This is a genomic window from Nocardia sp. BMG51109 (assembly GCF_000526215.1).
In the GTDB taxonomy this organism is placed as follows: domain Bacteria; phylum Actinomycetota; class Actinomycetes; order Mycobacteriales; family Mycobacteriaceae; genus Nocardia.
Genome location: NZ_JAFQ01000004.1, coordinates 7,617,404 through 7,630,247 on the forward strand (window position 1 = coordinate 7,617,404; position 12,844 = coordinate 7,630,247).

Annotated in this window: 11 protein-coding genes; 4 read left to right on the plus strand and 7 right to left on the minus strand. The window is 66.5% G+C overall.

Features of this window, described 5'->3' with window-relative positions; genetic code table 11:
• Positions 1 to 120 precede the first annotated feature (120 nt).
• Complete coding sequence (locus D892_RS0135860) at positions 121 to 717, plus strand: NADPH-dependent FMN reductase (RefSeq protein ID WP_024805876.1); 597 nt, start codon at positions 121 to 123, stop codon at positions 715 to 717.
• Between the two features lie 52 nt (positions 718 to 769).
• Here the strand turns inward: D892_RS0135860 and D892_RS0135865 are convergent, their stop codons facing one another.
• The 6 genes from D892_RS0135865 to D892_RS0135890 are packed head-to-tail and all read right to left on the minus strand — an operon-like array spanning position 770 to position 7,745.
• Complete coding sequence (locus D892_RS0135865) at positions 770 to 2,005, minus strand: FAD-dependent monooxygenase (protein ID WP_024805877.1); 1,236 nt, start codon at positions 2,003 to 2,005, stop codon at positions 770 to 772.
• A 24-nt stretch (positions 2,006 to 2,029) separates the two neighbouring features.
• Complete coding sequence (locus D892_RS0135870; RefSeq protein WP_024805878.1) at positions 2,030 to 3,895, minus strand: chorismate-binding protein; 1,866 nt, start codon at positions 3,893 to 3,895, stop codon at positions 2,030 to 2,032.
• Positions 3,892 to 4,527 (minus strand): isochorismatase family protein, encoded by a 636-nt coding sequence (locus D892_RS0135875; RefSeq protein ID WP_036567722.1) that lies wholly within the window; start codon positions 4,525 to 4,527, stop codon positions 3,892 to 3,894. Before D892_RS0135875 ends, D892_RS0135870 begins: the two co-directional genes overlap by 4 nt.
• A 47-nt stretch (positions 4,528 to 4,574) precedes the next feature.
• The gene (locus tag D892_RS0135880) at positions 4,575 to 5,360 is read right to left on the minus strand and encodes a 2,3-dihydro-2,3-dihydroxybenzoate dehydrogenase (RefSeq protein WP_024805880.1); all 786 of its coding nucleotides are present in this window, start codon (positions 5,358 to 5,360) and stop codon (positions 4,575 to 4,577) included.
• Entirely contained in the window at positions 5,347 to 6,612 is a 1,266-nt protein-coding gene (locus D892_RS0135885; RefSeq protein WP_024805881.1) for a 3-deoxy-7-phosphoheptulonate synthase, read from the minus strand. Before D892_RS0135885 ends, D892_RS0135880 begins: the two co-directional genes overlap by 14 nt.
• Positions 6,609 to 7,745 carry a glucose-1-phosphate thymidylyltransferase gene (locus D892_RS0135890; RefSeq protein WP_024805882.1) on the minus strand — a complete coding sequence of 379 codons (1,137 nt, stop codon included), beginning with the start codon at positions 7,743 to 7,745 and terminating at the stop codon, positions 6,609 to 6,611. The genes D892_RS0135885 and D892_RS0135890 overlap by 4 nt, the downstream gene beginning before the upstream one ends.
• Positions 7,746 to 8,048: 303 nt before the next feature.
• Here D892_RS0135890 and D892_RS0135895 point away from each other — a divergent pair, with 303 nt between their 5' ends.
• Positions 8,049 to 9,395 carry an NDP-hexose 2,3-dehydratase family protein gene (locus D892_RS0135895; protein WP_024805883.1) on the plus strand — a complete coding sequence of 449 codons (1,347 nt, stop codon included), beginning with the start codon at positions 8,049 to 8,051 and terminating at the stop codon, positions 9,393 to 9,395.
• A 15-nt stretch (positions 9,396 to 9,410) separates the two neighbouring features.
• Here D892_RS0135895 and D892_RS42960 read toward each other — a convergent pair whose 3' ends face one another.
• Positions 9,411 to 10,916, minus strand: coding sequence for an MFS transporter (locus D892_RS42960; protein WP_084161356.1), 1,506 nt, complete (start codon positions 10,914 to 10,916; stop codon positions 9,411 to 9,413).
• Between the two features lie 327 nt (positions 10,917 to 11,243).
• Between D892_RS42960 and D892_RS0135905 the strand changes: the two genes are divergently transcribed.
• Both D892_RS0135905 and D892_RS0135910 read left to right on the plus strand, forming a co-directional pair.
• A complete protein-coding gene (locus D892_RS0135905) occupies positions 11,244 to 11,546 on the plus strand; it encodes a hypothetical protein (protein WP_156959843.1) in 303 nt (100 codons plus the stop codon).
• A gap of 700 nt (positions 11,547 to 12,246) precedes the next feature.
• Positions 12,247 to 12,843 carry a hypothetical protein gene (locus D892_RS0135910; protein ID WP_156959844.1) on the plus strand — a complete coding sequence of 199 codons (597 nt, stop codon included), beginning with the start codon at positions 12,247 to 12,249 and terminating at the stop codon, positions 12,841 to 12,843.
• Position 12,844 lies beyond the last annotated feature (1 nt).

Consider the following 12,844-nt stretch of genomic DNA (forward strand, 5'->3'; position numbering starts at 1 on the left):
CAGTTGACCTCAATTCCTATTGAGGTTTTACGGTCAATGACGGATCGCCTTCACCGGAGGCCGATCGCCGCTACCGACACCACTTGCAGACGATTCGATTGCTTACCCGAGGAGATATTCATGGCGTCCGATCAGTTCCGGGTCGCACTCATCTGCGGCAGCGTACGGGAGGGACGGTTCGGCCCGACCGCCGCGTCCTGGATGCAGAACCGCATCGAACAGCGCCCGGAGATGAAGCTCGACACGATCGATGTGGCAGACCTGTCACTGCCGCTGACCCAGCAGGCGAAGCCGGTGCCGTCCGGGGAGTACGACTCGCCGGATGTCCGCGCCTGGGCGGCGCGCGTCGGCGCGGCGGACGCCTTCGTGGTCGTCACCCCGGAGTACAACCACGGTTATCCCGCCGCGCTCAAGCTCGCCATCGACTCGATCAATCCGGAGTGGCGGGGGAAGCCGGTAGGCTTCGTCAGCTACGGCGGGATCTCCGGTGGGCTGCGCGCGGTGGAACAGCTGCGCCCGGTCTTCGCCGAACTGCGCGCCGTGACGATCCGGGAAACGATCAGCTTCGCGCAGTTCTGGACCTGCTTCGACGACAACGGAATTCCGAGGAACGCCCAGGCACTCGAGGCGGCCGCCGACACCTTGCTCGACGAACTGTCCTGGTGGGCACGGGCCCTGCGCCAGGCCCGGAACACGATGGACTACCCCGGCGTCTGATCCCGAGGCCGAAAACGACGGCCGGCCGCCGTCGTTTTCGGCTCGGCCGGGCTCAGTCCGACCGTCCCGGACCGGAGGCCGACAGCGCTGCCTCCGGGACGATCGGCGCCCCGAGAGCGTCGAACTCCCGCACCCCGTGCAGCCACGCCACCCGGTCGTGCAGCTCATCCGCGGACATCGCGCGCAGCCGTTCGTTACGTGACCGCGCGGCCGCGCCCGCCGGATGGTAGAGCAATCCACCCATCGCCCGCGCGATCAGCTGGGCTCGGGCGGCCCGCTCTCGCCGCGCACCGTTGTAGGCGCGCAGTCGTTCGACGTGATTGCCGCCGGGTGTCAGCAAACGACCGAGCACCACCGCATCTTCCAGTGCCATCGCCGCACCCTGCGCCGCGTAGTTCAGCATCGGGTGGGCGGCATCACCGAGCAGCGCGACCCGCCCATGAGCCCAGTCCGCGACCGGATTGCGGTCGCACAACACCCAGCGCCGCCATTCCCGTCCCAGGTCGAGAATCCGGCGCGGAACGCCGGTGAGCCCGGCGAATTCCTTCACCACCTCGGCATCCGGGACCGGTTGCCCGACAATGACATTCGCTGCGCGATCGTCGCGGATCGCGGCCACGTTCAGCATGCTGCCGCCCGCGATGGCGTAATGGACCAGATGCCAACCGGGCCCCGCCCACAATGTCACCGCCTCGGACCGTAGCGTCCGCGGCACGGCATCCATCGGTACCAGGCTGCGGTAGATGGTGTGGCCGGTGACCCGCGGATCGCCGTCGTCGAGCAGCGCGCGCCGGATGGTCGAGCGGATCCCGTCCGCACCGATCAGGAGGTCGCCGCGGCGGCTGTGCCCGTGCTCGTCGAAGACGGTGACGCCGTCGTCGTCCTCCTCGTATCCGGTCGCCCGCCTGCCACCGCACAGCTCGATGGCATCGTGGTCCCGGGAGGCGTCGAGCAGCGGCTGGTAGAGGTCGCCGCGGTGCACCACCGAATAGGGGTTGCCGAACCGCTCGCGGTACGCGCCGGTCAGCGGGAACCGCACGATCGGTTCGCCGGTAACGGCGTCCATCAGTCGCAGCTCGTCGACGAGCACCGCTCGGTCGCGCACGGCCGTGCCGACGCCGAGCCGGTCGAGCGCATGAAAAGCATTGGGAGCAAGTTGGATTCCGGCACCGAGCTCGGCGAAGACATCGCTACGTTCCCACACGGTGACATCGAAACCCGCGGACGCGACGCTGAGCGCGGTGGCCAGTCCGCCGATGCCCCCACCGACGACGAGAACCGTTGCCATACAACTCTCCTCTCAGTTCCAGGATCACGCGATCGAGGGCACGGGAAGCAGCTCGAGCAGCATTCTCCGCAGGATTGCCGACCCGTCCTCGCTCAGCAGCGACTCCGCGTGGAATTGCACAGAACGAAAACCATTGCCGCGCAACGCATAGACTTCGCCGGTGAGCTCGTCCCGGCTGACCTCGACCGGCCCGACCGGGTCGCAGATCCGCACGGGGGTCGCCGACAGGGCGTTGAAGGTGTTGTAGAAGCCGACGCGGACCTGCTCGCCGAACAGCGGCAGCACCCGCTGGACGCCCTGGTTGGGTGTTTCCCTCCGGCGCAGCGGGAATCCGAGCACCCGGGACAGCACCTGATGGCTCAGGCATACCGCGAGGAAGGGACGCTGCTCGTCGAGCAGCCGGCGCACCGTCTGCTCGAGGTGACGCACGCGCTCGTCGTCACGGTCGGCCGGATTGCCGGGTCCCGGCCCGAGCAACACCAGGTCGTAGTCTTCGATGCGATACGGCCTGCCCGAACCGCACACATCCACCGTCAGCCCGAACGACCGCAACTGGAGGGCCAGCATGGCGGTGAAGTCGTCCTCCGCATCTACCACCAGGACATTGCGGCCGACCAGCGCGGGCGCCGCGGCGGCCGTCCGCTCCTCGCCGAGCCAGAACCGCGCGACGTGATCATTGCGGCGACGCAGCGCCGCCCGGACGTCGGGGTGGTCGCCCAGGCGTCGCGAACCCACCGCCGCGAGCAGCCCGGCCGCCTTGGCCCGGGTTTCGGCCGCCTCGGCGAGCGGGTCGGAATGACGCACGAGGGTGGCCCCGACACGAACCCGCATCCGTCCGCCGCGGTCGATCTCGGCCATGCGGATCAGGATCGACGAGTCCAGCGCGTAACTACCGTCCTCGTGGTGGCCCATGAGCGCCAGGACTCCGCTGTAGTAGCCGCGGCCCCGCGGCTCGTACCGGGTGATCACGCGACAGGCGTTCTCGAGTGGACTGCCGGTGACCGTGGGGGCGAACATCGTGGTACGCAAGATATCTCGCGGATCCATCGCCGTGTGCCCGCTGATGAAGTACTCGGTATGCGCGAGCCTGGCCATCTCCTTCAGATACGGGCCGTCCACGCGCACACCCGACGGGCAGATCCGAGCCATCATCTTCAGCTCTTCGTCGACCACCATGTACAGCTCATCGATCTCCTTCTCGTCGCCGAGAAAGTCGATGAGTTCGTCCAGTTCCGGCCCGTCCTGCGGATATCGGTAGGTGCCGCTGATCGGGTTCATGGTGGCCACACCGTCGAGCACGCTGATGTGTCGTTCCGGCGTCGCGCCGACCAATGTCACGTCGCCGGTGTGGACGACGAACGTCCAGTACGTGCCCTGCTCGCGTTCGAGCAGGTTCCGGAACACCGTGAGCGCCTGCGCCGGCGAGAATTCGTGCAGCTCGGCCGAATAGCACCGGCTGACAACGAAATTGGCGCCCGCACCCTGCCCGATCTCCTGGGAGACGACGCGCCGCACGGTGTCCGCGAAATCCTCGTCGGAGACATCGAAGCCGCCGCCCTGCACCCGGAGCGGGACCACCGGAACCGCGCCGAATATCTCCGCGAGCGTGCGCTGTTCCCAGTCCTGCACCCGCAACGCCAGCAACGGCGTGCCGTCGTCGTTGCCGGCGAAGCCGCGCTCGCCGATCTGCCGGTAGGGCACCATGGCGAGCATCTCGGGCCGGGCGCTGCCGGAGAAATCCGGCAGCGGTAGGCCCGCCAGCGATTCGACCGTCTCGACCTGGCCGACGATCACATCGACCACCCCGGCGGTCTGCCCCGGCCGGTACAGCAACGCGAACGGCGGTGGGTCCGGGAGCAGAATCCGGTCGAGCACGCCGCCGCTCGTCATCGAGTTCCCCCGGCTGTCGGCACGGAACTGTCCAGGGCCGCGAGAATGTCGGCCGTGGTGGTCACGACCGCGCACCGGCTCACCGCATAGCGCACCGCGAGCCGATGGTCCTGCTCGGTGAAATCGGCGACCGCATCGGCGACGAAGAACGTCTCGATGTCGTGGGTGTAGGAGTCGACGGCGGTCATCAGGACCCCGGTATAGGCGTAGATCCCACAGCAGATGAGCTGGTCGCGGCCGTGTGCCCGAAGACGATCGAGCAGATCGGACCGATGGAACGCACTGTAGCGCCACTTCGTATGCACCCAGTCCTCGTCGTCGGGTGCCAGCTCGTCCACTATCCGGCGATGCACCGGCGATACGGACATCCCCGGTCCCCAGAAGTCGCGCAACAGGCCGCGTTGTTCGACGGTCATGTCACCGGGCTGGGCGGTATACGCCACCGGGATGCCCAGGGCCTTACAGCGCTCGCGCAACGCCGCGGTGTTGGCGATCAGCTGCCGGACCGGCTCGGCATCCTGAGGGAAGAACTGCAGAAAATAGCGTTGCATATCGTGCACGAGAAGCACGGTCCGGCTCGGCTCGACAGTCCAGTCCGCGATATTGGGCGGCAGGCTGTCCGCTGTCGGCATGGGGTACGAAGTGATCTCGGGAATTCCCACGTGCTGTATTCCTCTCCCTATGCGCCGAGCCCGGCGCCGCCGTCCACGGTCAAGTGCTGCATCGTGATGTGCTTCCCGGCGGCGGACACGAGGAAGCCGACCGCGTTCGCGATATCGGCCGGCTGCGCGATTCGGCCGAGCGGAATGCCCAGCCGGAACTCCTCCGGCTTACCGTCGATCGAGATCCGCTCCGCGCCACCGTCGTTCCACAGACCTCGCAGCATCGCGGTATCGGTGGAGCCGGGCCCGACCGAATTGCACCGGATGCCGTACCGGGCGAGTTCGAGCCCGAGACATCTGCTGAGCATGGTCGCCGCCGCCTTCGAGGCGCTGTAGGCCGCCATACCGGTGCGAGGAACGGTCGCCGCATTCGAGGTGATGGTGACGACCACCCCGCGCCGGCGCGGAATCATCCGCGCGCCGACCGCGCGGCTGACGAAGAACACACCGGTCGTGTTGACCGCGAACGTATTCGCCCAATCCGCGTCGGACAGTTCGGTCGCGCTGCCGTGCCGGAGCACGCCGGCCGCGTTGACCAGCACATCGATCGGGCCGAGTTCGGCCTCGATCCGGGCGACGCCGTCATCGACCGCGGCGCTGGTGGTGACGTCCAGGGGATAGGCGGCCACCGGAAGACCCTCCCCGACCAGCTGCACGGAGATCTCCTTCAGCCGGCGCTCGTCGTTGTCGACGGCGGCGACCGAAGCCCCACCGGCGGCGAGATGGCGAACGATCTCGTGACCGATTCCTCCGGCGGCGCCGGTCACCAGAGCGACCGTGCCGGCCGGCTCACGCGTTTCCATATCTGCTCCTGAACGAAATCGTCGGGTGCCACGTCTCGCCGGATCGCCACGCCTCGGCGACCGCGACGGCCTGTTCGGTGTTGAGCCGCGGATCGCACATCGGTTCGCCGCATACGCCGCCGATCTCGGATTCGTCGAATACGCACTCCCGCACCTGCTCCGGTGTGGCTTCCAGATGCAGTCCCCCGGCCGTGCCACCGCCCAGCCGGACCGCGGCCTGAAACCGCTGTGCCTCGTCGACCGCGGTCCGCACGAACCGGATCTTCGTGCCGGTCGCGCCGACCTCGGTGTTGCCGTGCAGCGGATCGCACAGCCAGATCACCGGGTACCCGTGCTCGGCCACCGCGGCAACCAGCGGGGGCAGCCGGTCGGAGACGAGCCCGGCGCTCATCCGGGCGATGAGCGTCAGCCTGCCCGGCTCGCGCTGCGTATCCAACCGCTCGCACAGCCGAAGCAGTTCGGGCACCGTGGTTTTCGGCCCGATCTTGCACGCGACCGGGTTGACCACCCTGCTCAGCAGCGACACGTGGGCCGAGCCGTCCTGGCGGGTTCGCTCGCCGATCCACGGCCAGTGAGTGGACGACAACAGCAGATCGCCCTCCTCGGTGCGGCGCAGCATCGGCAGTTCGTAGTCGAGCAACAACGCCTCGTGGCTCGTCCACACCGGTGCCTCCATGGCGAGGCGGTGCACGGCATTGCGGCGCCCGAGGGTATCCATCGCCACGCCCGCCGCCCGGTAGCCGAGCAGTATCCGGCTCGGATCCGGTTGCCGCAGTTGGGGATCCGGCTCGGGACTGTTGACCATGTGCCCACGAAAGACCGGCAGCTCCACACCGTCGTGCCATTCGGTCGGCCGGGATCGGGGCTTGGCGAACTGGCCCGCGATCCGTCCCACCCGCAGGACGGGCCTGTTGCCACCGAGCTTCATCACCGCCGCAAGCACATCCAGCAGTGCCGCCTTGCGCTCGACGTGTGCCGGGGTGCAATGGTCCGGATCCTCGGCACAGTCACCGGCCTGGATCACCTGGATTCGCCCCATCGCGACCTCGGCCAGCAGCGACCGCAGCTGCTGGGTCTCCGCGGCGCGCACCAGCCCCGGCAGTCCGGCCAACTCTTCCCGGACCCGCCCCAGCGCCTCGGCGTCGGGCCAGTCCGGTTGCTGGGCGATCACATCGTCCGGCGCGACGACCTCGGTGACATCGTCAACCCCACCGCCGGAAGTATTTTCGGAGAGGGAGACCCTGTGCGTCATGGGATCACCCGCGAGGACGCCCCGAGGTGCTCGCCCGCCTGCAGCAAGTCATCGAGCTCCGCCACCGGCAGCGCGCTCACCCGCGCCTTGGAATGGTCGCCGATGACCAGCCGACAGTGATCGATGGCCGCGCCGCCGCGCACCTCGGCGCACCGGCCGATCATCGACCGCCGCAGATCCGGCACGCCCTCGACGCACGCGTCCTCGAGCACGATCGTGTTCTCGATCGCCGAGTCCCGCACGGTGCACTTCGCCCCGATCGAGGTGGCGGGGCCGAGGCTGGAGTTGTCGACGACGGTGCCGCGGCCGATGAACAGCGGGCCCGCCAGCCGGGAGCGGGTCACGACCGCGCCCGCTTCCACCACCACGAGGCCGCGCACCGACGTCTGGGCATCGATGCTGCCGGCGATCTCCGGCGACCGCTGCGCCAGCAGCACCCGGTTGGCATCCAGCAGCCCCTCCACATCTCCGGTGTCCTGCCAGTAGCCCTTGTACTGCTCGGCGGTCACCGTGCACCCGGAAGCGACCAGATGTTGCAGCGCGTCGGTGATCTCCAGCTCGCCGCGCCAACTCGGTTCGATCGCGTCCACCGCGGCATGAATGGCCGCGGTGAGGAAGTAGACCCCGGTCACCGCCAAATTGCTCTTCGGCTGTGCGGGCTTTTCCACCAGGCCGGTGACAACACCCTCGGTATCGACTTCCGCGACGCCGTATGAACGTGGGTCGGCCACCTCGGTGACCAGCAACTGGGCATCCGGGCGGCGGTCGCGGAAAGTCCGCGCGGACCGACCGATTCCGTGCGCCAGGATGTTGTCCCCGAGATACATGACGAAGTCCTCGTCACCGAGGAAGTCCCGCGCCACCCGAACGGTGTGCGCCAGCCCGCGCGGCTCGTCCTGACGAAGATAGGTGATTCGCATTCCGAGGTCACTACCGTCGCCGATCACACGCTGCACCTCTGCACCGTTGTCACCGACAATTATTCCGGCCTCCTGGACGCCGATGCGGCGAACGTTCTCCAGGCAATGCCGGAGAACCGGCTTGCCCGCCACGGGAGCCAGTTGTTTCGACATGGAGTATGTGAAAGGCCGCAATCTCGTCCCTTTTCCCCCGGACAGTATCAGTGCTTTCATCGCATCCCTGCTTCGTATCGCCGGATCCTGCCTGTGCCGCAAAGTATGCACAACCCGGCACAGAGAAATTCGAGAGCGAAGCTGAAGTACGCATAGGAAATCGTAAGATCCGCTGTTCGGCGGCCGAGCACGGGGAGCGCGGCCGCACGTTTCTTGCCGGAATCTGTCCGATCAATTGCCGGCCACGACCGCCGTCGCTTATCCAGAAACTCGGTCGTGTCCACATGCGACAAACGGCACGGCCGCCGTTCGAGCGCCGGCGTCCAGACCAGGAAACAGATCCGACCATCCCGGGGAGCAACCGTGTTTCACGAACTTACTGAATTCGATGACTGGTTCGCCGAGCGCAGGCGGGCACACGAATTTCGGGTGAACCGCGTTCCACTCGACAGCCTCAGCGGCTGGTCGATGGATCCGGAAACCTTTGCGGTCCGGCACGACTCCGGCCGCTTCTTCGCCGTCGACGGTCTCGAGGTTCATACCGATCACGGTTATGATCGCACCTGGTCGCAACCGATCATCGATCAGCCCGAAATCGGCATCCTCGGCATTCTGACCAAGAGGTTCGACGGCGTTCCACACTTCTTGATGCAGGCCAAGATGGAACCCGGAAATATCGATCTGCTCGAGCTGTCACCGACCGTACAGGCGACTCGCAGCAACTACACACAGGTGCACAAGGGAAAGTCGGTAGCCTACCTGGAGTACTTCCGCGACCCCAGCCACGGTCACATTCTGTCCGATACGCTGCAGTCCGAACAGGGTTCGTGGTTCCTGCACAAGAGAAACCGAAACATGATCGTCGAGACCACGGCGGACGTGCCGGTTCTCGACGACTTCTGCTGGCTGACCTACGACCAGATCGGCGAGTTGCTGACCCGGGACAACGTCGTCAACATGGATTCACGGACCGTCCTGGCCGGCTATCCGTTCACCGAACCCGGAAAACCCTGCTGGTACGTTCCGCCGCGGGCCGCTCACCCGCCCCGGACGGGGACGGTGAACCGCGCCGCACCCCGCGATATCACCGAGGTACTGAGCTGGTTCGCCGACATGAAGTCGCGATACCGGCTGACCCGTAGCCGGATCCCGCTCTGCGATGCCAAGGGCTGGATTTGCACGAGTGAATCGGTGACGCACGAATCGAATCGCTACTTCTCGGTGATCGGGGTCGACGTCGAAGCCGGCAGCCGCGAAGTGAGCAGCTGGTCTCAGCCCGTCCTGGCGCCCGCCGATCGCGGGGTGGCCGCGTTCCTGGTCAGCCGCCGCGACGACGAGCTACGCGTGCTGGCGCAGGCCCACACCCAGGCCGGCACCCTGGACGTGCTGGAGATCGCACCCACCGTGCAGTGCACGCCGAGCAACTACGATCATCTGCCCTCGGACAAACAACCGGCCTTCCTGGACCATGTGCTGCGGGCATCGCGGGAGCACGTGCTTCTCGATGTCGTGCATTCCGAGGAGGGCGGCAGGTTCTATCACGCACAGAACCGGTATCTGCTGGTCGAGGCGCCGGACGATTTCCCGGCCGACGTGCATCCCGATTTCAGCTGGATCACCGTGCCGCAGATCGCCGAGATCGCCCGCTACGGAAATCATGTCAACGTCGAGGCACGCAGCCTGCTCGCCTGCCTCCGCTTCCTGCGGTGACGATGCGGAGGCACCTCAGCCCCCGACCGGTCGGCGGCGCACACCGATCAGCGCGATCGATACGACGCCGAGAACGGCGCAGATCGCCGCGACCACATACTGGGTGTGCTGCCACGACCAGGCGAACGCCTGCGACTGTTCGGCGAACTTGTCCGGATCCACTGTGCCCGCACCGACTTTCGCGGCCGTCGCGGCATCGCCCAGTCGAGAGGTCAACAGCGACAGCAGGTTTGCGGAAAAGCCGGCGATGACCAGGGCCTCCGCCGAGCCGCGCAGTGTGTTGAGGAACCCCGCCGCCATGCCGGAGCGATCCGAGGGAACCAGCAGCATCGCCTGACCGTCGGTGAGGCCGAAGGAAACGCCCATGCCGATCCCGATGCACAGCAGCGGCCCGGCGAGCATGACGACGGTCGGTTGGGCATCGAGCACGCTCAGCCACAGGTTGCCGACGACGACCAGGATCAGAGCGGTCGCCATCAGCAGCCGCGCCGACCCGCCCGCGGAGACGATCGCACCCGCCGCGCTCGGCAGCACCAGCACCGGCGCGGTCAGCAGCAGCATGGTCAGACCCGCTGTACCACTGGACATTCCACCGACGCTCTGCAGGAATGTGGGCAGATACACCAGGGCGCCGAGAAAGCCGATGACCGTGGTCAGAGTGCTCAGTACCCAGCCCATGAAGCCGGGGTTGCGGACGAGCCCCGGGTCCAGAACCGGTGCCGCGACCCGTAACTGAACGACCGCGAACGCGACGAGGGCGAGGAGGCCGCCGATCACGGACCAGACGACCACCGGATCGCTCCAACCGCTGTCGGGCCCCGCCAGCACGGCGAACATCAACGCCGACAAGCCGATCACGAACAAGGCGATGCCGGCCCAGTCGACTCGATGTGGTCCGCTCGCCCGCGATTCACGGAGCATCCGCGAGCAGACGAGCAGGACGATGCCGATGGTGGCGTACACGCCGAAGCTACCGCGCCATCCGATCAGGCTGATCAGGGCGCCCGACAGTGAGGGACCGACCGCGATACCGACCCCCGCCATCGTTCCCATCAGGGCGAACGCCCTGGTCAGAGCGCCCCCTTGGAAGGTGCTCGCCAGAATCGCGCCGCCGGCGGCCATCACCCCCGCGGCGCCTACACCCGCGATGAACCGCGCCGCGTCGACCATCGCGATATGGGAGCCGACCGCACAGATCAGCGACGCGACGGCGAACGTCGCCACCGAGATCGTGAACACCCGGCGGCGGCCGACGATATCCGCCAGCGAACCGGCCACCAGGGTGAACACCGCGAACGCCAGGTTATAGCCTGCCACTACCCAATTCAGGGCCGAACCGGACGCACGCAGATCATCCGCGATATCCGGCAGCGCGACCGCCGTCCCGGAGATGGACATGGCCACCAGCACCACTCCGACCAGAACTATCGGCAGTGTGGCGGCGGCGTGCGCGACTCGCCTGTCGTCCCCCTCTGTGCTCGTGGGGATCGAATTTCGTTGTAGCTCATTCGATTCCGTCATACTTCGAGTCAAGAACATCAACCCCAGTTGAGGTCAAGACCAGCGGGGCCGCGGGTCCGGCAAGAAACTGCCGGACACCCCTTGACCTCAACAGGCATTCAGGTTCTAGCCTGACCTCGAGCACCCCTCCCGCAGCCCCACTCGCGAAATGACAAAGCCGCCAACCATTTACGAGGCTTGACACGCTAACGATCACTCGGAGAGGCATCGAGGTTGAGTACTGAATCCATGGACAGTAACGGTACCGCCGGATCGTCACCAACCTGGCTTTCCGCCGTACTACGGGACTTGCTGACAGAGCGATACGGACCCGGCCGAGTTCCCGGTGTGCTACGGATATCCAAAGACATCAGCGCGGTGAACGACGGCGAGACCGTGTCCCACGCCCAGCTGCACAACATCCTCACCGGCAAGACCGAGAATATTTCGGAGAAGACCAAGAGGCTTCTGTCCCGCTTCTTCGAGAAGCGACCGTCGCACTTCTGTCCACCACCGGCCCCGAGCCCGCCGGACGCCGACTTCATCAACGCCCTGGCGACCCGGATAGCAGGGCTCGACGCCGGCCAGATCGCGGCGATCAAACAGATCATCGACCTCGTGTCGACCCACGAGAGAGAGGAACCTCCCTAGTCGGTGCAGCACACAGACTCCCGGAGAAGGTCGCGTGCGCTGATCGGTATGCGCGTGGAGCATCCTGACTATGCGTCGAGATGGCTTTTCTTGCAGCGCGGGTTCGGCGAGTATGAAGTCCGATACCGGTTGGCGATCTGCACAATTCGGGTTCGCCCACCACACCTTCTTCTCTACTGGAGCTGGTCCACGATGTCCGCCCTGAGCGCCAGGTACTGCTCGAGACTGGGTCTGGGACCGCGAATGCCGTTGCGTTCCTGGTGGTTTTATGATGAAGCAAAATAGGTCTCTTTCAGGTTATCTCCGGGGCCGTGGCGTTACCGGGCCGTCAGTATCTCGGACGGCGCCGGCCGAGCCGCTCGACGTGGAGCCGCTCGGAATTCCCGCACCCGTCGAGGAATTGACCGGATGCGCATCGCCTGGGGTGTGCTCGTGTGATTTCCCGACGGCCGTAGCCGATCTGGACGGTTCGTTCCGCCGGCCCGGACCTCAGCGTGGCTGGGGCGCGACGATACCGGGATGGGACCTTCGGAATCTGGCCTGGTTCAGGTGGATCGTCGGTCATCAGATCGCGTTCATTCAGTGGCGGCTGCTCGGCGAGTCGTTGCGACGCCACCTCGAGGGAGTCGCCTGCCGCTGCGGGCCGTCCGCCGCGACCCGACCGTTTCGCCCTGCGGCAACGCTGCAACACGGTGATGCTGTGGCCGGAAATCTCGCGGGACTGATCGATCTCGGCTCGGTGATGTTCTTGTATACCGGTAGTTGTTCGCAGCGGATATATCAGCAGGTCCTCCGCCCGGCAATGTACAAGCACCACCCGGCGTTCAGCGGGGAGTGGGCCGCCGACTATCGGCCGATTCCGGGACTTATGCGCAGCGTCATCGCGGACCGCACGTCGTGTGCCGAGTCGGTGGCGGTCCGGTGGCGGCTGTACCACCGGGTGCACATGGCAGTTGCGGGCAAGCTCGTGCCGGACGGTCCGTCGTTGTTACGGCAGTCCGGCCGCTCGTCGGGGCACGGCTCGACGGCGCGAGAGTCGGTGCTGTACGACGAGTTCTTCGGCACCCACCGCATGCGGGTATGCCGCCGAGTGTTGTACGCACAACTTTCCGACCGGTTGCGGTGGGTCCTCGACGATCTGGAGCGGCACGGCCTCTACCTCCACACCGGGCCGGTGTCGGCAGGGACTTCCGGCCGACCGGATCAGGCCATCGAGGATTTGGAAGCCGCAGCCGCGAATTTACTGACCGAGCAAGCCGTCGAACTCACTCTTGGTTCCGACATGAAGGTTTCGTAGG

Excerpts from the sequence above, each read along its gene's own strand:
- D892_RS0135865 (WP_024805877.1), bottom strand. The coding sequence starts at position 2,005 with ATGGCAACGGTTCTCGTCGTCGGTGGGGGCATCGGCGGACTGGCCACC.
- D892_RS0135880 (WP_024805880.1), bottom strand. The coding sequence starts at position 5,360 with ATGGAAACGCGTGAGCCGGCCGGCACGGTCGCTCTGGTGACCGGCGCC.
- D892_RS0135875 (WP_036567722.1), bottom strand. The coding sequence starts at position 4,527 with ATGCCGACAGCGGACAGCCTGCCGCCCAATATCGCGGACTGGACTGTC.
- D892_RS0135860 (WP_024805876.1), top strand. The coding sequence starts at position 121 with ATGGCGTCCGATCAGTTCCGGGTCGCACTCATCTGCGGCAGCGTACGG.
- D892_RS0135870 (WP_024805878.1), bottom strand. The coding sequence starts at position 3,895 with ATGACGAGCGGCGGCGTGCTCGACCGGATTCTGCTCCCGGACCCACCG.
- D892_RS42960 (WP_084161356.1), bottom strand. The coding sequence starts at position 10,916 with ATGACGGAATCGAATGAGCTACAACGAAATTCGATCCCCACGAGCACA.
- D892_RS0135885 (WP_024805881.1), bottom strand. The coding sequence starts at position 6,612 with ATGACGCACAGGGTCTCCCTCTCCGAAAATACTTCCGGCGGTGGGGTT.
- D892_RS0135890 (WP_024805882.1), bottom strand. The coding sequence starts at position 7,745 with ATGAAAGCACTGATACTGTCCGGGGGAAAAGGGACGAGATTGCGGCCT.